Raw genomic sequence first — 22524 nt, forward strand, 5'->3', positions numbered from 1 at the left:
GGCTTAAGCTCAATCGTTGGCCCCAATCGCCGCCATGGTCCGCGCCCTGTCAGGCGTGCTGCAATTCCAGTCGCGTGCCGGGAAACTTCGACAGAAGTCCATCGACAGAGTGCTCGGGAGCAGCACACAAGGCGGTTGATAATCCGTCGGCCATGGCCGCATGCGGCGCCGAGACGGAAATCGTGAACTCGGCGGTTTCGCCTGGGATCTTGGGGTTGATGATATGGCTTTGCAAAGAGCCCAGCGTTTCGCTGCGGGTGGAGGACGTCGCGATGGCCCGGTCTGAAAGTGTCACTTTCTTCAGGACGGCGCCCCCGGGTTCGGCGATCCCCACGCGCCACGGCGCCCCGCCCGGACGGTGTCCCAGCGCCGCGATTTCGCCGATGTCGATCAAGGCGTTTTTCAAACCCCGCGCGCGCAGCAGACCGGCAATGCGATCAGTAATGGCCCCCTGGGCGATTCCGTTGAGCGTCAGTGCCGGTGGAACAGGCGCGTCGCGGGTTTCGAACGACACTCGCTCTGGCCCGAACCTGAGCCGGTCGAAGCCGACAGCGCCGCGTGCGCGGGCTGTTTCGGTTGCACCGGCGCCGTTGGCCAGCGCCAGCCACAGGGGTTGCACCGTCGGATCGAAAGCGCCTTCGGAGGCTTGGTAAATCGATTTGCACAAGCTGAGCACGTTCAGCAGGTCAGGGGACGGGTGATCCAGAAACCCGTCAAGGTTGAGACGCGCGATTTCGGAATTGGGGCGGTAAAGGCTGAAGATATTCTCGAGCCGAGACAACTCGGCTTCGATCTCCGCGAAAAGCCCGGAGGCTTCGGCGGCGCTCTGCCCGTGAATTTGCATCGACGCAGACGCGCCCAAGGCGACGCCGCGCCAAGTGGCGGAAGCGGCGGACGCCACCGACGGCACGGCGGAAGCTGCTGCTGTGATTGTCAGAAACCGGCGACGGGTTAGATGGCTCATAATGGCGTTTCCAGTGGCTGATCCAGATCGACGGCCCCGATCGCGGCCTCGTCGGGGATGTCTTCAAGGCGCACGGGGTGGCCGCCAAAACGTTCGGCGAAATCGGTTGCGTCCTGAAGCCGGGCGAAAGGAACGATCTCCGGTGCACCCATTCCCCCGGCCACCCCGGCGCCGACGACAAATGTCGCGGTGTCGGCCGCGATCCAGTTGGATATTCCGGGGCTGTCCCAACTGGGGGCCACCCCCATGTCGCTGACATAGATGGCGGTGATGTCGGCGTCGCGCTCGGGGCTTTTAAGATAGGCGACCATGTCGCGCACCTGGGCGAAAAACAGCGGTTGAGGATGCCCTTCAAGGTGTATCTGCCCCTTGGGTCCGCCGTGTTCGGCGACGTTCATCTGGCAGAAATAGCTCAGCGCCATGTCGGTCAGGTCCGCGGGCGGCGGGGCCTCGGCTTTCTCTTCCTGACAGGCGGCCAACAGCACCGCGGCGACAAGGATCAGACGTTTCATGGCTCGACCCTCCGGAACACAAACCGCGCCGCGGCAAAGCCGATCACGGGCCAGATCATCAGCGACAGCGGCGCGGCCCATGCCGGCAGGGCCTGCGCCGCGCCGGTCATCCCCGAAGTCAGCGCCACGCTTTCCGAGGCCGCGATATTCCACAGCCGGAACGCGTCGGCCGGATTGGCCACCATCACCCAGGGAAAGACCTTTTGCGTGAAGGTCCCGCCGGCATCGAACACCACCGCGCCCAGCAGTCCAAGATCATAAAGCACCACGAAGACCAGCCACAGCCCGGCCGCCATGCCGGCGGCGGCGGTGACGCTTTTGGCCAGCGCCGACAGCAGATAGCCCAGCACCAGGAACGCCGCGCCCAGCAGCATCGAAGTGCCGATCAGACGGCCCAGCGCGACCAGGCTCTCGGCTCCCGCGCCTCCGAACCAGGCCGCCACCGCGCCGGCCGAGCCAAAGCCGATGGCCATGGCAAAGCCCAGCGCCGACAGGTGTGCGGCGAACTTGCCCATCAGGATCTCGCCGCGCCCGGCGGGATAGGACAACAACAGCCCCAGGCTGCCGCGCTCGGCCTCGCCGGCGATGGCGTCGAACGAAATCATCAGCGCCAGCAGCGGCGCCAGATAAACACTCAGCGTGGTCATCGACGCCACCGACACGGTCAGCATGTCGACCCCCAGCGTGCCGGTGGGTGCGCTGCCGGCGAAGGTCAGCGCCAGCGCGAACAACACCATGATCAGGGTGACCATGACCAGCCAGCGGTTGCGCCGCAGGATCGCAAGTTCGGTGCTGGCAATGGCCAGGAAGCGGGTCATTGGACAGTCTCCTTCGCATAGTGGCGATACAGGTCTTCCAGCCGCGGCGGGGTCATGTCGACATCGGCGACGGCGTCGCCCATGGCGGCAATGCGGCGCAGCGCGTCCATCTTTTGCGCCGGGCTGCACAAGATTTCGACCGAGGCGCCGTTGATCCGGCGACCGCCGGTCTGCTGGGCCAGCGCGTCGGCATCGCCCGAGGCACGGACCCGCAGCCGGATCGGCAGCCCGGCGGCTTGCGACAGGTTGGCCAGGGTGTCATCGGCCACCTTGATCCCCTGGCGCAGAATCGCGATCCGGTCGGTGCGCGCCTCGACCTCGGTCAACGCGTGGCTGGCGATCAGCACGGCGGTGCCCTGTGCCGCCAGTTCGTCGATGATGGCGTAAAGGTCCTGCCGCGACACCGGATCGAGCCCCGAGGTCGGCTCGTCCAGAAGCGCCACGACGGGTCGGCCCAACAGCACCTGCGCCAGCCCCAGCCGCTGCCGCATGCCCTTGGAATAGGTGCCGATCCGGCGGTCCATCGCCTCGCTCAGCCCGACCCGGTCGAGCAACCCCGCGACATCCGCCGCCGCGCCGTCGAGACGGGCAAACAGCGTCAGCTGCTCGCGCCCGGTCAGGGCGGGGTGGAAACTCACCGATTCGGGCAGGAACGCGGTCGCCCTGCGCGCCGCCGCGCTGCCGGGCTGCGCCCCGCCTACCCGGATGGCGCCGCCGCTCAGCGGCGTCAGGCCCAGCACGGTCTTGATCAGCGTCGATTTGCCGGCGCCGTTGTGGCCCAGCAGGGCCACGCGTTCGCCGGCGGCGACCGTCAGGTCGACATCGCTCAGCACCCGCAGCTTGCCGCGGTCCTTGCTGGCCTTCTCGATGGTCAGGGTTGGCTCAGTCATGAGACACCTTTTGCATGGCTTCGGGGGGATCCGGCTGCATCAGCGCGTGGCTGTCGACCACCCCGCCCGGCAGCAGCGCCGGGAACGCCGATTGCGACCAGCGCACCAGCTGCACCGCCGGCGAACCCAGCAGCAGCTTGGCCGAGGGCTGGGTCCACAGCACGTGGTCGATGCTGTCATTGGGCCGGTAGGGCACGTCGGCCAAGCCGTTGCCGTCGACGTCATAGGCGGCGAAATCCGACCAGTAATTCCCGCGCCCGTCCTCGGACCATTCATCCCAGCGGGTCGAGACATATTTGACCTGCGTGCGGTTGCCGATGAAGCTGTTGTTGACGATCCTGTTGTCGGCCGATCCGGCCGTGAAATGGATGCCGATACCGCAGCCTTCGAACCAGTTGCCGGAAAACTCGTTCTTGTTGGCATTGTAAAGGAACGTGCATTTCTCCCGCGCGTTCTTGACGAAATTGCCGCGGATCACCGACTGGTTGGCATAATTCAGCATGACGCCATGTTCACGGTCGTCGATCGACACGTTGTCGATTACCCGCACCCGCTTTGAAAACATCACCGCATAGCCCAAGTGATTGCCGATCGAAACGTTGCCCGACACCTCGCTGTCATTGGCGTACATGTAGTGCACGGCAAAGCGCAGATCGCGGAAGGTATTGTCACGAAAAACGTTCTTTTTCGATGAATTGACGAAGATGCCGTCGCGACCAAAGCGGATATCGTTGCCTTCAACGACGGCCCCTGGTGCGTTCCAGACGTAAACGCCATTGCCGCGTGAGTTCATGTGACGGTCAAGGCGACCCTCGATCCGGTTGCCCTTCACCAGGCTGTCCTTCGCCCCGTGTATGTCGATGCCGTAGAGATTGCCCAGAAGTGTGTTGTTCAAGACCTGCGGCGCCTTTGCCTTCTTGGTCAGTTTGATGCCGCTGTCGATGGTCTCGTGGCTGGAGCCCGAACCCACCACGGTCAGCCCCTGCACGATCACGCCCGGCCCGGTGACGGTGATCACGCTGCCCTCGCTGCCGCCATCGAGGGTGGCATGGCCCTGCCCATCCAGGGTGACCGGCCGGTCCAGCACAACGGCTTCGCCGTATGTGCCGGGACGCAGGCGAAGGACGTCACCATCCGCCGCCTGCGCCAGTGTTTCAGCGATGGCCCCCGCCCGGACGGGCACGTCCCAATCCGCCGCCCGGCCCGGCAGGCCGAGGGTGACCAAAAGGCCAAGCGTTATGGGCAGGAGCCAGCGCATCGCTTACGACGCCCGCGGTTCGACGAACATCCGGCCGCGCATCTCCATGTGCAGCGCGTGGCAGAACCACTGGCAATAGAACCAGTGCACGCCCGGACGGTCGGCGATGAACGTGACCGAGGCGGTCGCCTGCGGCGCGATTTCCATCGCGATGCCGAAATTGGCCATGCACAGCCCGTGCGTCACGTCGTCGACATCGTCGAGGTTGGTGACATAGATCGTCACCTCGTCGCCCTGTTTGACCGTGAACTTCTCAAGGCTGAAGGTCGGCGCCACCGAGGTCATGTAGACCCGCACCTTGTTGCCGTCGCGGATCGGCTCGTCGGCGCCGTCTTCCAGCGCCACGCCGTCGGCGGCCGCCTGCTGGCGGGCGTCTTCCCACATCGGGTCGTCGCGGTTCCAGACGTTGACCGGGTTCACCTTGGACCGGTGCACGACGATCGAATCGTGCGGCTCGGCAAAGGTCGGCCCGTCATGCACCACCTTCATCTTGTCGCCCGAAATGTCGATCAGCTGCTCGTTTTCCGGCTTCAGCGGCCCCACGTTCAGGAACCGGTCTTTCGAGAACTTGTTCATCGAAATCAACCACTTGCCGTCGGCCTCGGCGGTTTCCCCCATCGAGGTCGAGTTGTGGCCCGGCTGATAGTGGACATCGACCTTGTCCTTGATCGGGTCGACATCGGCCCCGCCAAAGGCGGCGATGGCGTCCGCGATGTTCCACTTCACCACCTGGCTGTCCAGGAACAGCGTGGTAAAAGCGTTGCCCTTGCCGTCGAAGGCGGTGTGAAGCGGCCCAAGCCCCAGTTCCGGCTCGGCCACGATGCAGGACCGTTCGTCGGCGTTTTCGGCAAACAGCGCATCCAGCTTGGTCACGTCGATCACCGACACGGTCGGGCTGAGCTTGCCGTTGATCATGATGTGCTGCTTGTCCGGTGCCGCGTTGCAGCCGTGCGGGCTGTTCGGGATCGGGATGTAGCGGGTATAGTTCTTGTTCTGACCCTTGCGCCCGTCGACCACCTTGACGCCGTTCAGCTCCTGGAAATCGCCCGCCGCGATGCCGGCCTCGATTTCCTTGAGGTTGAAGACCACGACATGGTCCATCTCGGCCTCGGTCATCTCGGCCAGGTTCATACCCATTTCCGAGTTGTACGAGGTCGAGAAGGCGTATTTGCCCTGGTAGTCGCAGTCGGTGTTGTCGAGGTTGCCCGACACGATCACCTGCCAGGCGATTTCCATCGTGTCGCCGTCGATCGCTGTGAAGATATTCACGTATTTGTCGGGCTCATCCAGGATCTGGCCGTCATTGACCAGCGGCGCCTCGTGTTCGCCATTGGCGAAGACATAGCCGGTGCGCGGGAACTTTTGCGGCCGCAGCCCGTGGATGTCATGCGCATTGGGGATCTCGATGATCTTGTCGCATTTCATCACGTCGCAGCGCACCCGCGCCACCCTTGTGTTGGCCTTGTCGTTCATGAACAGGAAGCGCCCGTCATAGGTGCCGTCGGTGAACGACATGTGCGGGTGGTGCAAATCGCCGTTGTCATAGGTGACCTTGCCGTTGGCGGCGAGATAGGCCTTGGTTTCCGGCAACAGCCCCTCGGTCAGCACTTTCAGGGACTCGTTGGTCTGGCCCCATCCCGTTGCCGAGCAGCGGTTGAACACCGGCACCCGCATCAGTTCGCGCATCGACGGCACGCCCAGGATTCTCAATTCGCCCGTCTGGCCCGAGGACCAGAAGCCGTAATACTCGTCCAGCTCACCCGGCTCGAGATTGGCCTTGGCAGCGGCACTTGCCTCTTTCGCAGTCATCAGCGTGGCGCCAATGCCGGTTCCGGCCAGAACGGCACCGGTTGCCGTTGCGCCCAGCACGCCGCGGCGCGTGACCTTGGGGGTTTTGATTTCTTCCGTCATGGTTTCCTCCTTTAGGAAGCGGTTTTGCCGGTGGCGTTTGGATGATCCGCCGGCGGTGGTCCGAGTTTGGCTTGGAGATTTGCTTCGCCGACTTTGGCGCGCCGTTTCAGAACGCGCATGACGACGGGGCATTTTTCCTCGGATTGATAGAGAACCTGGCAATGCAGGCAGTTCACACATTCGTTCGGATTGATCTCGCCCGTGGGGTGGATCGCCTGAACCGGGCATTCGTTGCCGCAAGTCTGGCACGGGCTGCCGCATTCTTTGTAGCGGCGCAGCCAGTCGAACATGCGGATCCGTGCCGGGATCGCCAACGCCGCGCCCAGCGGGCAGAGATAGCGGCAATAGAACCGCTCGACGAACAGCCCGGCAACCAGAAGGGCCACCGCAAAGACCACGAACGGCCAGTCGCGGACGAATTTCAGGATGATCGCGGTCTTGAACGGCTCGATCTCGGCATAGGTTTCGGCCATCGGGACCGACACCATCGAAAGCCCGAAAAGGCCGAGGAAGATCATGTATTTCACCGGCCACAGCCGTTCGTGCAGCCCCCATGGCAGGGTCCATTGCGGGATTCTGAACAGCCGGCGCGAGATCCGGTTGGTCAGCTCCTGCAAGGCTCCGAACGGGCACAGCCAGCCGCAATAGGCGCCGCGCCCCCAGAACAGCAGCGCCGCGGCAATGGCAAACCACTGGATGAACACCAGCGGGTCCATCAGGAACGCGTCCCAGGTAAAGCCCGAGCGCAGGCTGCCCGCCAGCGCCATAAGGTTCACCACGCTCAGCTGCGCGTTGGTGTACCAGCCCAGAAACACCAGCGAAAACGCCAGAAAGATCATCCGGAAGCGCATGAAGGCCGCGGGCCGCACAGTGGCCTGGAACTGGAAGAAGAACACGCCGGTCAACAACAGCAGCATGCCAACCAGAATGCCGATCTCGACGGTCCGGTCCTTCCAGATACGTTGCCACAGCGCCGCCTTGGCGGCGGCTTCGTCGGCGGCGCTGTCGAGCACTGCCGGCGCCGAAACCGGCACCAGATAGTGTTCGGGCAGGCTGTAGCCCAGATCGAAGGTCAGAAAGGTCTTTTCCACCGCGCCCACGGCGCGCTGCGCCAGAAGCTGCAGTCGGAACGGAGCGGCCGGGTCGAATTCGGCATCCGCGGGGATCTTGAACAGATCGAGTTCCACGAAACTCGGGCTGTCCGGGGTCGCCAGCGCCCCCAACCGCCGCTGTTGCCGGTCGAAGAACCGCACCGAACGGTCGCCCTGGATCAGTTGGATGCGATCGAAGATGCCGCCGCGGACATAGCCCGACCCTTTGAACGAATAGGCTCCGCGCCCCAGCACCAGGATCGCCTGCTCGCCGGGCTCCAGCCAGTTGACGAGATTGGCGTATTCGGCCTCGCCCAGCAGCGACCTGCCGATGGACGGCACCGAAACCAACGCCAGGTGCATGTCGATGAACGTGTCCCCGGGATCGCCCGTCTCAGGTCGTTTGATCGCGCGCGCGTCGCCGGTTGCTTCGAACGCGGCATTGATCTGGCCGATATCCAGCGTCAGGCGCCGCACCGAACCGTCACCCGACAGTGTCGCCCAGTCCGCGACGCGGTCGCGGGTCATGTCGATTTCCCGCTTCGGTCCCGCCGCCTGTTGCGGCGCAAGCCCGCCCAGCCCCAGGGCCCGGGCCACCTTGATGCCGCCGCGAACCAGGCTGTCGTCGATCACCATGATGGTGACGGTGGCACCTGATATGATATCCAGGTCATGCGCATCGCCGCCAGCCGCCGCCTCGGCCTTGAGATCGAGCCCGGCATAGCCCTCTGTCAGCTTGACCATTTTCGAGTTCGGTATGCCGATCAGGACAATGGGCTCGGAATGCTTGACCAATTTCACGCCGGTCAGAACCGCGTCGTTGTCGATCGCGGCGACCACATGGATCGGCTTGCCGGAATACCCCGTCGTGCCGACGAAATCCGAGGTCAGGAAGGCCCAGGCGATGGTGTCGCCACCACGGCGCACCGCCGCCACCTTGATGTCGTCGCGCACCGGGCCAAACCCGTCTGCGCCGGGGGCAAGGTCGGAGGGCGAAAGGTCTTGGAGAAAACTGGCCAGGGTGTCGGCTCTGGCTGGCTGCATGGTCGATACCATCAGCACAAGCCCGGCCAGGATGAGCCATGCACGTATCAGACGCTTCATGTCCAAGGTCCCCCTGCGAAATAGAAAACAGGAGCCTTGGCAACGTCATGCATGCCGTGTCGTTGCATGGGTTGCGCGAAAGGCGGGCCGCGGTTGTCGGGCCAGAATTGCGCCGGGTTCGCAATCAGCGTCTGGGCACCGTGGACCGCGCGCTCTCGCGCGGCCTGAGCGCGCGTCGGTGACGCCTCAGCAGCCGTGAAGGCTTCAATTTCGGGAAGGGCACAGAACGGGCAAGTGGCGCAGGCCGGACACTCGCCCTCGTCGGCATCCTCGTCGCCCGACAGGTCGACCTTTTTCATGACCGGGCCGAATTCGGAACAGATTTCAATCCATACGCCGCTGTTCCGCTCTTGCGCCGCCAACGGCACGGACTGCGAGATAACAAGCGCCAGCATGGCAAGAACCGCAGCAAACCGGCATTGCCAATCTCTGGTTTTGAAAAACGTGTTCGTGCTGCGGGACCGCATTTCTTGTGCCTATGCCGACTGGAACAGCCTCTGCATAGTCTGCCGATTCCTGCGCCGCCTTGACTTTAAGCAAGGCACGCGGCGCTTCCGCGTTCTTTGCTTTCGGCCCGCCGTTTTCAGGTGGTCCGGGCTCTGGCGGTGACACAGTCGAATGTCAAGCTACGTGCGGCATGGACAGCGCGTTTGACGAAAGCAGGAAGCGTGGGCGCCGCGCTGCTGTCCTACCAGTGAGGCTGCTTTTTCGTAAGCTGCACCAGTGCCTCCGCGTCGCAGCATCTGGCCCAGCCCCGCCGAGACAGATGAACATCAGCGCCTTCGCCGCCACCGCGTTGCGGCTCCGCAGATTGGCATAGAAGACCGGCAAGTCACGCAAGTCCATTGGCGGAGGAGGTGGGATTCGAACCCACGGAAGGCGTGAACCTTCGCCGGTTTTCAAGACCGGTGCATTCGACCACTCTGCCACTCCTCCGGCCAGACCGTGGGTAAACAAGCCGGCGCGATTCTGAAAGATGCAGTTTCGAGCCATAGCGCGAATTGACATGCGGTGCGTACGCTGTAGGGACAAGGCCATGGAAATCGTGCGTAACGGCAACGTGGGTGGGGGGGCGGAAGGCTGATGCCACGGTCGGCCGTCCCCCTACCGGATCACGCCTACGTGCCGGGCCGGACCCCGCGCCACTCGTCGGGTCGCTTCGCGGCGATCTGTGCCACGGTGGACCGCGGCGGCGACCCGGCCCGGCTGGTAGATTGCGAGGCGTGGACGCTGGGCTGTGCCTGGCTCGATGCCGGCTATTTCTGGGAGGCACACGAACTGCTGGAAGCCGTCTGGGCGGTGCTGCCGCAGAATTCGCCCGAGCGGCGCCTTGTACAGGCGCTCATTCAGATCGCCAATGCCGGGCTCAAGGCGCGGATGGGGCGGCCCGGCGCGGTGGCGCGGCTGGCCGAGATCGTGCGTGATCTGCTTGCAGAGTGCGGCAGCGGCGGGCGGGAGGACATCATGGGACTGCGGCTCGAGGACTTGGCGCGCCGGATCGACGAGATCGAAGCCGGATGGACTTGACGGGGCGGGCGGCGGCCGCCATACGCGCCGGCGCAGCAGAAGGGTGGAGCGATGCAGACGAAATCCGGGCGGCCGGCCTTTGAGCATGAAGTCCGCGTGAGCTGGGGCGATTGCGATCCTGCCAAGATTGCCTATACAGCGCGAATCCCATGGTGGGCACTTGATGCCATCAATGCGTGGTGGGAGGCGCACCTGGGCGGCGACGGCTGGTACCAGATGGAGCTGGACCGCAACGTCGGCACGCCGTTCGTTCACATGAGCCTTGATTTCCGCGCCCCGATCACACCGCGCCACCGGCTGATCTGCAAGGTCGGTCCAACCCGGCTGGGCAACTCCTCCATCACCTTCCGGGTCGAGGGCTGGCAGGATGGCACGCAGTGCTTCGAGGGCAGTTTCGTCTGCGTCTTCATCGTCGCCGATGCGTTCCGCCCGCAGCCGGCCCCACCCGATATCCGTGCCGTGGTCGAGGCGCAGATCGTGGAAGTTCCTGCCGAATAAGCGAAAACCTGTCGTCCGGCGGGAAGATCGGCGCGGTATTTCGTCGAAAATTCGCCGACGGCGCGACGCGGACTTTCCATGAAAGGGAAGCGGCGCTAAACTGCGCCTGTGGTCGGGCCGATTTTGTCGGGTCGAAGGCATGAGGTCAGGCGCAATCAACATCCGGGAGAACCGGGGCGCAAAAGGGCAGAGGATCGGGCATGGGTTTCGTGGGCAGCAACAGGATAACCTTGGAAAGGGTCGGACGGGGTGTGCTCGCTTTCGGTCTGGTGGCATCGCTTGCCGCCTGCGAGGATGGCGTGAACTTCGATCTGTTCCAGACGAAGCCGGATGCTGAAAGCGAGCAGGGCGAGGCCAGCTCGGCGCGGTCGGGCAAGACGACCGAGCGCGATGTCGAGGCGCCGGAGGTCTTCCAGGTGACCGAAGCCGGCCTGTGGGACGGCCGGCCGTCGCTGGGCGGCGTCTGGGTCGCGCATCCCGACGTCAAGGACCCCGAGCGGGTGCTTATCCGGAACGAGGCCAACAACAAGTTCGTGGTCGGCGCACTGTTCCGGCGCGAACGGGAAAACCCGGGGCCGCGTCTGCAGGTATCGTCGGATGCCGCAGAGGCGCTCGGCATGCTGGCTGGCCAACCGATGAAGCTCAACGTCACCGCGCTGCGGCGCGAAGAAGTGGTCGAGGAACCGCCGCAAGACGAGGTCATGACTGAAACCGCGCTGGACGTGCCGTCCGAGGTTGCAGCGACGCCGTTGGATCCGATTGCCGGCGCGGCGGCGGCGATCGAAAGTGCCGAAGGCGCAGTCAAACCGGTTGAGGCGGCGGCAGCACCCGCGCCGAAACCCAAGCCGAAGCCGAAGAAATCGGGGCTGGAGAAGCCTTACATCCAGATCGGTATCTTCAGTGTCGAGAAGAATGCCAACAACACGGCCACGGCGATGCGTCAGGCCGGCATGATCCCAACGGTCAAGAAGCAGTCGATCAAGGACAAACCGTTCTGGCGTGTGCTGGTCGGTCCGGCGAATACCAGCGCGGAACGGGCCGAACTGTTGAAAAAGATCAAAGCATCGGGCTTTACTGACGCATATTTCGTAACAAACTGAACCTGAGTCGAGATGCCAAACCTGCTCGCCCGGATGATCACCGGCCTTGTTGCCGCAGTTTTTCTGTCACTGCCAGCCCATGCCTTCGAAACCCAGGCCCGCGCGGCTTATGTGGTGGATTACAACACCGGCACGGTGCTGCTGGCCAAGAATGCCGACACGCCGCTGCCGCCGGCTTCGATGTCAAAGCTCATGACGCTCTATGTCGCCTTCGAAGCGATCCGCGATGGGCGGCTGTCGGTGTCAGAGAAGCTGCCGGTGTCGCAGCACGCGATGAATTACGGCGGTTCGACCCTGTTTCTGAAGGCCGGAGAGCGGGTCAGCGTCGAGGACCTGTTGCGCGGCATCATCGTGCTTTCGGGCAATGATGCCTGCGCCGTGATCGCCGAAGCGCTCAGCCCGGACGGTACCGAGTTGGGGTTTGCCCGGTTCATGACCCAGCGGGCACGGCAACTGGGCATGACCAACTCGACCTTCGTCAATTCCAACGGCTGGCCCGCCGATGGCCACCGGATGAGCATGCGCGATCTGGCGCTTCTGGCCAACCGCATCATCACCGATTTCCCGGACTTCTATCCGATGTTCGCCGAGAAGGAGTTCCTGTTCGACGAAAACGAGTCGCAGAACCGCTATAACCGTAACCCGCTCCTGGGGCTGGCGATCGGCGCCGACGGGCTCAAGACCGGCCACACCCAAGAGGCCGGTTACGGCCTCGTCGGCTCGGCGGTCCAGAACGGGCGGCGGGTGATCTTCGTGGTCTCCGGCTTGTCGACAGCACAGGCGAGGGCTCGCGAGGCCGAGGCGATCGTCAACTGGGCCTTTCGCCAGTTCGCGCAGAAAACCGTGATCGAGAAAGGCAAGGTACTGGCCGAGGCCGATGTCTGGATGGGCGATGCCCCTACGGTTGGGCTGGTGACCGCCGAGGACGTCAGCACGCTGGTACCGCTGACCGCCGGCGGCAAGGTCGAGGCCGAGCTGATCTATGACAACCCGGTCAATGCCCCGATTCGCCAGGGGGCGCCGCTGGCCGAGTTGATCCTCAAACCCGACGGCCTGGAGGAGCTGCGCGTGCCGCTGGTGGCAGCATCCGATGTCGGTCGTGGCGGTTTCATGGTGAGAATGAAGACCGTGTCGGGCATCCTGCTGAAACGTCTGAACGAAGGCCCCGAGGGCGCGTCTTGAGCCACGGTGGGCGATTTATCACGCTGGAGGGTATCGACGGGTCCGGCAAATCCACACAGGCCCGGTTGTTGGCCGGGGCGCTTGAGGCGCACGGGCATGACGTGACGCTGACGCGCGAGCCCGGCGGCTCGCCCGGGGCCGAGGAAATCCGCGCGCTGGTGCTGGAGGGCGACCCCGACCGCTGGTCGGCCGAGACCGAGCTGCTGTTGTTCACTGCCGCGCGGCGCGATCACCTGGAACGCACGATCCGCCCGGCGCTTGACGCGGGCAAGGTGGTGATCTGCGACCGCTTCGTGGACAGCACCAGGATGTACCAAGGCCTGTCGCGCGGCGATCTGCGCGCAAAGGTCGATGCCTTGCACAGGCTGATGATCGGGATCGAGGCGGACTTGACGCTGCTCTTTGACATGGATCCGGATCTGGGTCATGCCCGGGCCAAGGGCCGCGGGACCGCCGAAGAACGGTTCGAGGATTTCGGCGCCGGGATGCAGGCGAAGATGCGGCAGGGTTTTCTTGATCTGGCCGCGGAGTTTTCCGACCGCTTCCGCGTCATAGATGCCGGCCGCGCGATCGAGGCGGTGGCCGAGGATGTCGCCGCGTTGGTACTGGAGCACCTGGCATGAACGGGGAGGCTCCTCCCGAGCCCGACAGGATCGAGGGGGCGCCGCATCCGCGCGAAACCCGGCGGCTGATCGGGCAGGGGGCCGCGCGGGCGGCGTTCCTCGAGGCTTACAAGTCCGGGAGATTGCACCATGCCTGGCTCCTGACCGGCCCGCGCGGTGTCGGCAAGGCGACGCTAGCCTGGGAAATCGCCCGTTTTCTGCTGGCCACGCCCGAGGGCGAAGAGGGCGGGCTGTTCGAAGACACGCCGCCGGTGCCGAGTTCGCTGGAAATTGATCCAGACCACCCGGTCGCGCGGCGGATCATGGCCGGCTCGGAGCCCGGGCTGAAACTGATCAGGCGCACGCCCAATCCCAATACGGGGCGACTGCGTGACGTTATTTCGGTCGATGATATCCGCCAGTTGACGCCGTTTCTCAGCCTCTCGGCGGCCGAGGGCGGGTGGAGGGTGGTGATCGTCGATGCCGCCGACGAGATGAACCCGCAGGCTTCCAACGCGCTGTTGAAGATGCTCGAGGAACCGCCCGCAAAGACCACGATGCTACTGGTTTCGCATCAGCCCTCCCGGTTGCTGCCAACGATCCGTTCGCGCTGCCGGGTGCTGCGGCTGACGCCTCTTGCACCAACCGACATGGCCGAAGCGCTGGCTCAGGTCGGGATCGTCCCCGAGCCGGGCCAGGAGGAGGCGCTGGCGGCGCTCTCGGGCGGGTCGGTTGGTGAGGCGGTGCGGCTGATCAATCTCGGTGGGCTGGAGATCTATGCCGAACTGGTGGGTCTGTTCGGCGACCTGCCCAGGATGGACCGGAGCCGCGCTTTGAAACTGGCCGAGGCGGCGGCGACGCGGGGGGCCGAAGCCAAGCTCGACTTGTTGATCGCACTTATCGAGCTGTTCCTGGCGCGGCTGGCGCGCAGCGGAGCGGCCGGCCACAACGACCCGCGCGAGGGGGCCCCGGGCGAGGCGGCACTGTTTGCCCGACTGGCGCCCGATGCGCGAGCGTCGCAGGTCTGGGCCGAGCTGGCCGAAGCGCTGGGTCAGCGGATGCGGCATGGACGGGCGGTCAACCTTGACCCTGCCGCGCTGATCCTTGATACGCTGTTGAAGATCCGAGACTGCGCCGCGGGCTGAGGCCCGAGAAGGACCAATGACCGAAACGCCGCACATCACTGACAGCCATTGCCATCTCGATTTCCCAGACTTCGGGGATGAGCTTGACGAGGTCGTGGCGCGGGCGCAGCGGGCCGGTGTTGGCCGGATGGTGACGATCTGCACGCGGCTGAAAAACGAACCCGATGTGCGGGCGATCGCCGAGTCGCATGAGGCGGTGTTCTATGCCGCCGGCACCCATCCGATGAGTGCCGCCGAGGAGCCGCTGGCAACAGTTGACGAACTGGTCGGCCTGGCTGCGCACCCGAAATTTGTCGGTATCGGCGAGACCGGGCTCGACTATCACTACACCGCCGACAGCGCCGAAGTGCAACAAGAGTCATTGCGTATCCATATCGCGGCAGCGCAGGACACCGGTCTGCCGCTGATCATCCATGCCCGCGCGGCGGACGAGGACATGGCGTGGATCCTCAGCGAAGAGCATCGCAACGGCGTTTTTTCCTGCGTGATGCATTGTTATTCTTCGGGGCCAGAGCTGGCGCGGGTTGCGCTCGATCTGGGGTTTTACCTGTCGATGTCTGGCATTGCGGCTTTCCCCAAGAGCCAGGAGGTGCGCGACATCTTTGCCTCGGCCCCGGTCGAACGCGTGCTTGTCGAAACCGACAGCCCCTACCTCGCCCCGCCGCCACATCGCGGCAAGCGCAACGAGCCGGCCTACACGGTGCATACCGCCCGGGTCGGGGCCGAGGTTTTCGGTATGGACTATGCAGCCTTCGCTGCGCAGACAGAGGCAAATTTCGAACGGCTTTTCTGGAAAGTGGCACGTTACGAGGCGGCGGCGTGATGGCGGAGTTGCGCTTTACCATCCTTGGCTGCGGCTCGTCCGGGGGGGTGCCGCGTCTCGGTGGGCATTGGGGGCAATGCGACCCGGAGAACCCGCGCAATCGTCGCCAGCGCTGTTCATTGCTGGTCGAACGGATTGACGGTGGCAACGTCACCCGGGTGCTGATCGACACGTCACCCGACCTGCGCCAGCAGCTGCTTGACGCCGGTGTGGGCGAACTGGACGGCGTGGTCTGGACCCATAGCCATGCCGATCACGTGCACGGACTCGACGATCTTCGGATGATCGTCTTCAACATGCGCCGGCGGCTTGATGTCTGGGCCGATGGTGACACCCAGAACGATCTCTATTCCCGCTTCGGTTATGCCTTCGTCCAGCCCGAGGACAGCCCCTATCCGCCGATCCTCGACATGCACACGATCCGCGACGACGTGGCTATCGCGGGCGCCGGCGGCACTGTTACGCTGTCGCCCTTCAAGGTCAACCATGGCTCGATCGACGCGCTGGGGTTCCGGATCGGCGGGCTCGCCTATCTGCCGGATGTCGCCAAGATGACCGACGAGGCCTGGGCTGCGGTGACGGGCTGCGACTGCTGGGTGCTGGATGCGCTGCGGCGCGATCCGCACCCGACGCATTCGCACCTGGCACAGTCGCTGGAGTGGATCGAACGGGCCGCGCCGAAACGCGCGGTGCTTACCAACATGCATATCGATCTCGATTACGAGACGGTCAACCGCGAAACCCCCGATCACGTCACCCCGGCCCATGACGGGATGGTGCTGAGTTTCCCGGCATGAACCTGTCCGGATCGTCTTCGTCCGGCTCTCTCCCGGCAGATTGCCCTTGGAAATCCCCTGCCGGTGCTGCGCCTGACATGCCGGACCCGGATAGCTGCGGGCGCGTGGCCTGATGCAGGCGCTTCTCGATGTCATCCTGCCGGTTTTTCTGGTGATTGGCTTCGGCTATGCCGCGGTCTGGAAAGGCTATCTCAGCCACGACAACATCGACGGGATGATGAGGTTCAGCCAGAATTTCGTGTTTCCCGCGCTGCTGTTCCGCGCCATCGCCCTTCTCGACGTGGGCGATGCGTTCAACGCGCCCTTGCTGATCAGCTTCTATACCGGTTCGACCGTCAGCTTCTTTTTCGGGCTGTTCGGGGCGCGGGTCCTGTTTCAACGGGATTGGGAAGACGCGGTGGCGATCGGCTTCGGCTGCCTGTTCGCCAACTCGCTGATGCTGGGTCTACCGCTGACCGAGCGGGCGTTCGGGGCCGACGCGCTGGAGCCCAACTATGCCATCGTCACGGTACATGCGCCATTCTGTTATGGCCTCGGGATCACGGCGATGGAGATCGTGCGGGCGCGGGGGCAGTCGCTTGGGCGGCTGCCGGGGACGGTGTTACGCGCAATGTTCCGCAACGCGCTGGTGATCGGGATCGGGCTCGGGTTTCTGGTCAATTTCCTGTCGGTGCCGGTGCCTTTGGCGGTCATGGATGCGGTCGAGCTGCTGACTCGGGCGGCGTTGCCGGTGGCGCTCTTTGGCATGGGCGGCGTTCTGGTACGGTATCGTCCGCGGGGTGACATGAAGGTGATCGCCTATGTCTGTTTCTCGGCGCTGGCCTTGCACCCGGCGGTGGTGTTCGTGATGGGCAAGTCCCTTGGCATCAGCCAGGGCGAGTTCCGCTCGGCGGTGTTGACCGCAGCGATGCCGCCAGGGATCAACATCTATGTCTTCGCGTCGCTGTATCAGCGGGCGCAGAAGGTTGCCGCCTCGGCGGTGCTGCTCGGAACGGCGCTGTCTGTCTTCTCCGTTTGGATGTGGTTGCACGTCATACCTTGATCCGGCGCAAGGACAGTGGCGCGCTTGCAGGGTAGGCACGGTGTGCCCATACTCGGGAAGAAGCGAGCGGGCCAGGATTGGAGTGATGGCAGAGAAAGACCCCACCGACCGCAATGCCTTTTCCGTGCGCGGTTTAACCAAGACCTATGGCGAGGGTCATTCGGCGGTGCATGCGCTGCGCGGGGTGGATCTAGACCTGCCCAAGGGCGAGATCGTGGTGCTGTTGGGGCCGTCCGGGTCGGGCAAGTCGACGCTTTTGAATATCCTTGGCGGGCTCGACCGCGCAACCAGCGGTACTGCGTCTTTCGAGGGGCGTGAGTTGACCACCATGAGTGATCCCGAGCTGACCCGCTATCGCCGCGACCATGTCGGCTTTGTCTTCCAATTCTACAACCTGATGCCCAGTCTGACGGCTTTCGAAAACGTCGAACTGGTGACCGAGATCTCGGAAAACCCGATGGAGCCGGGCGAAGCGTTGCGCCTTGTCGGGCTGGCAGAGCGGCAGCAGCATTTCCCGGCGCAGCTTTCGGGCGGCGAGCAGCAGCGGGTGGCAATTGCGCGGGCCGTGGCGAAACAGCCCAACGTGCTGTTCTGCGACGAACCCACAGGGGCGCTCGACAGCACCACGGGCCGCGCGGTGCTGAGAGTACTGCGCGACGTCAACCAGGAGCTGGGCACCACCGTTCTGATCGTGACTCATGCGGCGGCCACGGCGCAGATGGCCGACCGGGTTCTGCATTTTGCCGATGGCGCGATCCGCGACGTGGTGCTGAACGAGATCAAGCTCGATCCGTCGGAGATCGAGTGGTGAGCCCGCTCGACCGCAAACTCTTCCGCGACCTGGCCCGGATGAAAGGCCAGGCGGCGGCGATTGCCGCAGTGATCGGTCTCGGCGTCTTGATGCAGGTGATGATGGGCGGGCTGGTCAACACTTTGGATGAGACCCGCAAGGCCTATTACGACCGCTACCGTCTGGCCGAGGTCTTTGCCCCGGTGACCCGCGCGCCCAACCGGATGATCGAACGGATCGCACAGATCGAGGGCGTGGCGGCGGTCGAGGCACGGGTCACGGGTAGCGCGCTGATCGACCTGGAAAAGGACGAATTGCCGGTCCGCGCGATGGCGATCTCGCTGCCCGACAGCGGTTCGCCGCGGCTCAACGATTTCTACCTCAGCTCCGGGCGGGCGCCGAGCCCGGGCCATGGCGACGAGGTGATGATCCTTGAGGGCTTCGCCAAGGCACGGGGGCTCGGACCCGGCGATATGCTGGTGGCGACGATGAACGGCGCCAAGCGGCAGTTCCGCATCGTCGGTCTCGCCCAGAGCCCCGAATTCCTCTACACCACCGCGCCGGGTGAGATCGTGCCCGACGATGCACGTTTCGCCGTGATCTGGATGCGACGCGCGGCGCTTGCTGCCGCTTACGACATGAAAGGCGGGTTCAACGAGGCCCTTGTGGCCTTGAACCGCGGGGCCAATTCGGCTTCGGTCGAGGATGCTCTCGACCTGCTGCTCGACGAATACGGCGGGACCGGGGCCTACGGGGTTGCGCTGCATGGCTCCAACCGCTTTGTGTCCGAGGAAATCCGCGGCCTTCGGATCAGTGCGACGGTGGTGCCACCCATCTTTCTCGCGGTGGCGGCCTTCCTGCTTTACATCGTCATCTCGCGCATGGTGCAGGCCGAGCGGGAAGAGATTGGACTGCTTAAGGCGTTTGGCTATTCCAGCGTCGAGGTCAGCCTCCACTATCTGAAATTCGTGCTGCTGATCGCCGTTCTGGGGGCCGCGGCCGGGTCGGTCGGCGGGATCGCGGCGGGGCGCGGTATGGCGTTGTTCTATCAGCTCTATTTCAAGTTCCCCTTCCTGGTCTTCGATCTCGACAACCGCAGTTTCGTGACAGGGTTCCTGGTGTCGATCCTGGCCGCCTCGGCCGGAAGCCTGTTCGTGCTGAGCCGGGTCTTTGCGCTGACGCCGGCGGTGGCGATGCGGCCGCCGGCGCCGGCGGACTATTCGGCCTCGGGTGAGTTCTCGCCCTTCTGGAAGCGGGTACTCGACCAGCCAACACGCATGGTTCTGCGCCGGGTGTCGCGCCATCCCGGCCGTATCGGCGGGTCGGTGATCGGCGTCGGGACCGGTATGGCGCTGTCGGTGGCGACGCTGACGATGATGGAAGGGTTCGAAGTGACCATGGACCTGACCTTCTCGGTAATCGACCGGTCCGACATGGCGGTGAGCTTCGTCGTCCCGTTGTCGGAAAATGCTGCCCTTTCGCTCGCGCGGCAGCCGGGGGTCCGCCACGTCGAGCCGGTTCGCGTCGTGCCGGCGATCTTTCGCAACGGGCTTTACAGCTACAACGGTGCGCTCGAGGGGCGGGTGCAGAACCCGTTGTTGAACCGGGTGGTGGACCGCCAGCACCGGCCGATCGAAATGCGAGAGGACGGGTTAATCCTTGGGCGGGCTTTGGCCGATATCCTGCATATCCAGCCAGGCGACAGCGTGACGGTTGAGGTCCGCGAGGGCCGCCGGCCGGTGTTGCAGATCCCGGTGATCGGTATAGCGCAGACGCTGCTTGGCGCGCCGGTCTTCATGGAGATCGAGGCGCTGAACCGGGCGCTGAAGGAACCGGGGCGGATCTCGGGTGCCTATCTGACGCTCGAAGCCGGAGAGGCCGAGCATGTGATCGAGGCGGTCAAGGACATGCCGGCGGTGGCCGGTGTGTCGCAGAAGGACGATGCCTATCAAGCCTTGACAAAGTTGATGAACGAAGGCCCCGGCTTCACCCGCTACATCATGACCATCGTGGCCGCGATCATCACCTTCGGCATCATCTATAACGCCGCCCGAATCGCTCTGGCCGAACGCACCCGCGACCTTGCCAGCCTTCGTGTGATGGGTTTCACGCGCGGCGAGGCGGCCTTCGTGCTTTTGGGAGAACTGGCGATCGTCACCGTGTTGGCGCTGCCGCTGGGGGTGGGTCTGGGCTATTGGTTGACGTATCTCATTGTCGAGGGCTTCAGCACTGATATCTATCAGATCCCGGTGGTGTTTTCGCCTTCGAGCCAAGGCGTGGCGGTTTTGGCGGTGGTGCTGGCCTCGGTTCTGTCGGGCTGGCTGGTAAAGCGCGACATCGACCGAACCGATCTGATCGAGGCGCTGAAGACGAGGGATTGAGAAGAAGGGGACGGCAGGCATGGCAAGACGTAAACATTCGCGCAAGGTCTTTACCGGGTTGGTGCTTTTTATCCTCGCGGGGGTCTTTGCCTACGCTTTCTGGCCGCGGCCGCTGCTGGTCGATATCGGCGTCGTCAGCCGCCAGCCGATGGTGGTCACGATCAACGAGGAGGGGCGTACCCAAGTCCACAATGCCTATGTTGTCTCGACCCCGATCACGGGCCGCCTTCTCCGGGTGACGGTCGAACCAGGCGATGCGGTGACCCGCAATGAAACCGTGGTGGCGCGGATGCTGCCAACCAATCCGGTGGCGCTCGATATCCGCACCCGGGAACAGGCCGAGGCCAGCGTCAGCTCGGCCGAAGCCGCGCTGAGGGTGGCGCAAGCCGACATCAACAAGGCGCGCGCGGATGTCCAACTGGCCGAGGGCAATCTCGGCCGTACCCGTAAACTGCATGCCAGCGGCATCGCCAGCGACGCTGCGCTGGAGCGCGACGAAACCGCGGCGCGGCTGGCGCAGGCCAATCTCGACACCGCGCGGGCGGCTGTATCGATGCGGATTGCCGAGATGAACAACGCGCGCGCCATGCTGATCGGCTTCGACGATCAGGGTCTCGGCCGGGCTGCCACTGAGCAGGCGGAAGAGGCGATCCCGCTGTACGCGCCTGCCACCGGCATGATCCTCCAGGTCAACCAGCAAAGCGAGACCACCCTGCCGGCGGGCACCCCGATCATGGAAATCGGCAATGTCGAGGACGACCTTGAAATCGTTGCCGAGCTTTTGAGCACCGACGCGGTCCAGGTTCGCGAGGGCGCGCGTGTGATCATCGACAATTGGGGCGGCGCCGACAGCCTCGAAGGCGAAGTTGTCCGGATCGAGCCGTGGGGCTTCACCAAGTATTCGGCGCTCGGGGTTGAGGAGCAGCGGGTCAAGGTGACGATCCGGTTCACCGGTGCAGCCGAGGAAAGGCGCGGGTTGGGGCACGGGTTCCGCGTCGAGGTCCGCATCGTGGTGTGGGACGAACCGGACGCGCTGACTGTACCGTCCTCGAGCCTGTTCCGTGCCAGTGACGCCTGGGCGGTCTTCGCGGTGAATGGCGAAGACCGGGCGGAACAGAGGACGGTAACCGTGAAGGCAAATAACGGGATCACTGCAGCGATTGCCGACGGGTTTCAGGCCGGCGACCGGATCGTGCTCTATCCGTCGGCGACGCTGACCGACGGCGCCCGCGTCGCACAGCGCGCGACCGAAGGCTGAGGATCAGACCAGGTCGAGCTGTTCCAGGGTGTTCTGTGCGGCACGGGGATAGGATAGCGGGCCGAAGCCGTCTTCCCGCGTTACGTGCGGAAACAAGGACAGGAACAGCGCCCGCGTGCTGGGCCCCATGTCGCGCAGTAGCATGGTGCCGGGATGATAGCTTTCCACCTCAAGGCCCGCGGCGGAGATGATCGCATGATGTGGCAGGCAGAGGTGATAGAGCGCAACCGGCGCCGGCGGGGTGATGGCGATGGCGCTGGACCCGTCGACAAAGGCCCAGGCCGGGGTCAGCACATCCGTCTGCATAGCGTATTCACGCAGCGCGGCCGGGCTGCGCAGGAGCCGCGCGCCATGACCGAGCAGAAGGTCGGGCATTGGCCGCGCCAGCCCGAACGTGTCGGCCATGATCCGGGTCAGGCGCAGTTGTTCCGGTCGGTCGATCGGGGCCGAGGGCACCAGCGTCATCGAGCCGACCCAGAGCACCGGTAATGCCGGACCGCCAACGGTGTTGATCAACGTGCCGGGTTCAATATCCTCAATCGCACGTGGCCCGGACGGAGTCGCGATCATTGTACCGCGGGCAAAGGCCGAGAATGCCCCTTCGAAATCGGGGCTCGCTGGTGCGATGTGCTCGGAGTGATGCACCTTGTTGTCAACAGTCAGCGCGGCAACCTCGTATTTGCGCATGAGAGACTTGCGCTTGGGTTGCATCGCCTGAGCCGGAGTTCTGTAGCGATCGGAGTAGATACCGGATGGGATCGGTGGCTTGGACCATACCGGTGCGGCCGGGGCCTTGGGGGGAGGAGCCATGTGCGCAGCCTTTCAGCTTTG

The 22524-nt window shown here is 64.4% G+C and carries 21 protein-coding genes and 1 tRNA gene; 12 read left to right on the forward strand and 10 right to left on the reverse strand.

Features of this window, described 5'->3' with window-relative positions; all coding sequences use genetic code 11:
- Window positions 1–49: 49 nt before the first annotated feature.
- The 9 genes from NO357_RS09235 to NO357_RS09275 form a co-directional block, all read right to left on the reverse strand.
- Window positions 50–964: an FAD:protein FMN transferase gene (locus NO357_RS09235; RefSeq protein WP_512699422.1), complete on the reverse strand. Its 915-nt coding sequence runs from the start codon at window positions 962–964 to the stop codon at window positions 50–52.
- Window positions 961–1476 (reverse strand): nitrous oxide reductase accessory protein NosL, encoded by a 516-nt coding sequence (locus NO357_RS09240; protein WP_306735350.1) that lies wholly within the window; start codon window positions 1474–1476, stop codon window positions 961–963. Before NO357_RS09240 ends, NO357_RS09235 begins: the two co-directional genes overlap by 4 nt.
- Complete coding sequence (locus NO357_RS09245) at window positions 1473–2294, reverse strand: ABC transporter permease (protein ID WP_306735351.1); 822 nt, start codon at window positions 2292–2294, stop codon at window positions 1473–1475. The genes NO357_RS09240 and NO357_RS09245 overlap by 4 nt, the downstream gene beginning before the upstream one ends.
- Window positions 2291–3184 carry an ABC transporter ATP-binding protein gene (locus tag NO357_RS09250; protein WP_306735352.1) on the reverse strand — a complete coding sequence of 298 codons (894 nt, stop codon included), beginning with the start codon at window positions 3182–3184 and terminating at the stop codon, window positions 2291–2293. Before NO357_RS09250 ends, NO357_RS09245 begins: the two co-directional genes overlap by 4 nt.
- Window positions 3177–4442, reverse strand: coding sequence for a nitrous oxide reductase family maturation protein NosD (locus tag NO357_RS09255; protein ID WP_306735353.1), 1266 nt, complete (start codon window positions 4440–4442; stop codon window positions 3177–3179). Before NO357_RS09255 ends, NO357_RS09250 begins: the two co-directional genes overlap by 8 nt.
- 3 nt (window positions 4443–4445) lie before the next feature.
- Window positions 4446–6353 (reverse strand): TAT-dependent nitrous-oxide reductase, encoded by a 1908-nt coding sequence (nosZ, locus tag NO357_RS09260; RefSeq protein WP_306735354.1) that lies wholly within the window; start codon window positions 6351–6353, stop codon window positions 4446–4448.
- A gap of 11 nt (window positions 6354–6364) precedes the next feature.
- Window positions 6365–8500 (reverse strand): 4Fe-4S binding protein, encoded by a 2136-nt coding sequence (locus NO357_RS09265; protein WP_376744367.1) that lies wholly within the window; start codon window positions 8498–8500, stop codon window positions 6365–6367.
- Window positions 8501–8544: 44 nt separating this feature from the next.
- A complete protein-coding gene (locus NO357_RS09270; RefSeq protein ID WP_376744363.1) occupies window positions 8545–9015 on the reverse strand; it encodes a DUF2946 family protein in 471 nt (156 codons plus the stop codon).
- A gap of 379 nt (window positions 9016–9394) precedes the next feature.
- Window positions 9395–9484, reverse strand: a tRNA-Ser gene (locus tag NO357_RS09275).
- A 147-nt stretch (window positions 9485–9631) separates the two neighbouring features.
- On the opposite strand from NO357_RS09275, the gene NO357_RS09280 reads away from it, so the two are divergent.
- The 12 genes from NO357_RS09280 (at window position 9632) to NO357_RS09335 (ending at window position 21693) form a co-directional block, all read left to right on the forward strand.
- Window positions 9632–10075 (forward strand): DUF309 domain-containing protein, encoded by a 444-nt coding sequence (locus tag NO357_RS09280; RefSeq protein WP_306735356.1) that lies wholly within the window; start codon window positions 9632–9634, stop codon window positions 10073–10075.
- A gap of 51 nt (window positions 10076–10126) precedes the next feature.
- Window positions 10127–10573: an acyl-CoA thioesterase gene (locus NO357_RS09285; RefSeq protein ID WP_306735357.1), complete on the forward strand. Its 447-nt coding sequence runs from the start codon at window positions 10127–10129 to the stop codon at window positions 10571–10573.
- A 200-nt stretch (window positions 10574–10773) separates the two neighbouring features.
- Window positions 10774–11673, forward strand: coding sequence for an SPOR domain-containing protein (locus NO357_RS09290; protein WP_306735358.1), 900 nt, complete (start codon window positions 10774–10776; stop codon window positions 11671–11673).
- Window positions 11674–11685: 12 nt separating this feature from the next.
- A complete protein-coding gene (locus NO357_RS09295; RefSeq protein WP_306735359.1) occupies window positions 11686–12855 on the forward strand; it encodes a D-alanyl-D-alanine carboxypeptidase family protein in 1170 nt (389 codons plus the stop codon).
- Window positions 12852–13478, forward strand: coding sequence for a dTMP kinase (tmk, locus tag NO357_RS09300; protein ID WP_306735360.1), 627 nt, complete (start codon window positions 12852–12854; stop codon window positions 13476–13478). Before NO357_RS09295 ends, tmk begins: the two co-directional genes overlap by 4 nt.
- Window positions 13475–14602 (forward strand): DNA polymerase III subunit delta', encoded by a 1128-nt coding sequence (locus NO357_RS09305; protein WP_306735361.1) that lies wholly within the window; start codon window positions 13475–13477, stop codon window positions 14600–14602. The genes tmk and NO357_RS09305 overlap by 4 nt, the downstream gene beginning before the upstream one ends.
- Before the next feature lie 16 nt (window positions 14603–14618).
- Window positions 14619–15425, forward strand: coding sequence for a TatD family hydrolase (locus tag NO357_RS09310; RefSeq protein ID WP_306735362.1), 807 nt, complete (start codon window positions 14619–14621; stop codon window positions 15423–15425).
- On the forward strand, window positions 15425–16222 hold the full coding sequence (locus NO357_RS09315; protein ID WP_306735363.1) for an MBL fold metallo-hydrolase: 798 nt from the start codon (window positions 15425–15427) through the stop codon (window positions 16220–16222). Before NO357_RS09310 ends, NO357_RS09315 begins: the two co-directional genes overlap by 1 nt.
- Window positions 16223–16334: 112 nt before the next feature.
- Complete coding sequence (locus tag NO357_RS09320) at window positions 16335–17264, forward strand: AEC family transporter (RefSeq protein WP_306735364.1); 930 nt, start codon at window positions 16335–16337, stop codon at window positions 17262–17264.
- An 85-nt stretch (window positions 17265–17349) separates the two neighbouring features.
- Complete coding sequence (locus NO357_RS09325; RefSeq protein ID WP_306735366.1) at window positions 17350–18075, forward strand: ABC transporter ATP-binding protein; 726 nt, start codon at window positions 17350–17352, stop codon at window positions 18073–18075.
- A complete protein-coding gene (locus NO357_RS09330) occupies window positions 18072–20435 on the forward strand; it encodes an ABC transporter permease (protein ID WP_306735368.1) in 2364 nt (787 codons plus the stop codon). Before NO357_RS09325 ends, NO357_RS09330 begins: the two co-directional genes overlap by 4 nt.
- 19 nt (window positions 20436–20454) lie before the next feature.
- A complete protein-coding gene (locus NO357_RS09335) occupies window positions 20455–21693 on the forward strand; it encodes an efflux RND transporter periplasmic adaptor subunit (protein ID WP_306735370.1) in 1239 nt (412 codons plus the stop codon).
- A gap of 3 nt (window positions 21694–21696) precedes the next feature.
- On the opposite strand, the gene NO357_RS09340 is transcribed toward NO357_RS09335, so the two are convergent.
- Window positions 21697–22503: a Hint domain-containing protein gene (locus NO357_RS09340; protein ID WP_306735371.1), complete on the reverse strand. Its 807-nt coding sequence runs from the start codon at window positions 22501–22503 to the stop codon at window positions 21697–21699.
- Window positions 22504–22524 lie beyond the last annotated feature (21 nt).

Origin of the sequence: Marimonas arenosa (assembly GCF_030848945.1) — a bacterium.
Lineage (GTDB): Bacteria > Pseudomonadota > Alphaproteobacteria > Rhodobacterales > Rhodobacteraceae > Marimonas > Marimonas arenosa.

Coding starts and splice junctions, on each gene's coding strand:
- NO357_RS09235 (WP_512699422.1), bottom strand. CDS start 964: ATGAGCCATCTAACCCGTCGCCGGTTTCTGACAATCACAGCAGCAGCT.
- NO357_RS09240 (WP_306735350.1), bottom strand. CDS start 1,476: ATGAAACGTCTGATCCTTGTCGCCGCGGTGCTGTTGGCCGCCTGTCAG.
- NO357_RS09245 (WP_306735351.1), bottom strand. CDS start 2,294: ATGACCCGCTTCCTGGCCATTGCCAGCACCGAACTTGCGATCCTGCGG.
- NO357_RS09250 (WP_306735352.1), bottom strand. CDS start 3,184: ATGACTGAGCCAACCCTGACCATCGAGAAGGCCAGCAAGGACCGCGGC.
- NO357_RS09255 (WP_306735353.1), bottom strand. CDS start 4,442: ATGCGCTGGCTCCTGCCCATAACGCTTGGCCTTTTGGTCACCCTCGGC.
- nosZ (WP_306735354.1), bottom strand. CDS start 6,353: ATGACGGAAGAAATCAAAACCCCCAAGGTCACGCGCCGCGGCGTGCTG.
- NO357_RS09265 (WP_376744367.1), bottom strand. CDS start 8,500: ATGGTATCGACCATGCAGCCAGCCAGAGCCGACACCCTGGCCAGTTTT.
- NO357_RS09270 (WP_376744363.1), bottom strand. CDS start 9,015: ATGCGGTCCCGCAGCACGAACACGTTTTTCAAAACCAGAGATTGGCAA.
- NO357_RS09280 (WP_306735356.1), top strand. CDS start 9,632: ATGCCACGGTCGGCCGTCCCCCTACCGGATCACGCCTACGTGCCGGGC.
- NO357_RS09285 (WP_306735357.1), top strand. CDS start 10,127: ATGCAGACGAAATCCGGGCGGCCGGCCTTTGAGCATGAAGTCCGCGTG.
- NO357_RS09290 (WP_306735358.1), top strand. CDS start 10,774: ATGGGTTTCGTGGGCAGCAACAGGATAACCTTGGAAAGGGTCGGACGG.
- NO357_RS09295 (WP_306735359.1), top strand. CDS start 11,686: ATGCCAAACCTGCTCGCCCGGATGATCACCGGCCTTGTTGCCGCAGTT.
- NO357_RS09305 (WP_306735361.1), top strand. CDS start 13,475: ATGAACGGGGAGGCTCCTCCCGAGCCCGACAGGATCGAGGGGGCGCCG.
- NO357_RS09310 (WP_306735362.1), top strand. CDS start 14,619: ATGACCGAAACGCCGCACATCACTGACAGCCATTGCCATCTCGATTTC.
- NO357_RS09315 (WP_306735363.1), top strand. CDS start 15,425: ATGGCGGAGTTGCGCTTTACCATCCTTGGCTGCGGCTCGTCCGGGGGG.
- NO357_RS09320 (WP_306735364.1), top strand. CDS start 16,335: ATGCAGGCGCTTCTCGATGTCATCCTGCCGGTTTTTCTGGTGATTGGC.
- NO357_RS09325 (WP_306735366.1), top strand. CDS start 17,350: ATGGCAGAGAAAGACCCCACCGACCGCAATGCCTTTTCCGTGCGCGGT.
- NO357_RS09335 (WP_306735370.1), top strand. CDS start 20,455: ATGGCAAGACGTAAACATTCGCGCAAGGTCTTTACCGGGTTGGTGCTT.
- NO357_RS09340 (WP_306735371.1), bottom strand. CDS start 22,503: ATGGCTCCTCCCCCCAAGGCCCCGGCCGCACCGGTATGGTCCAAGCCA.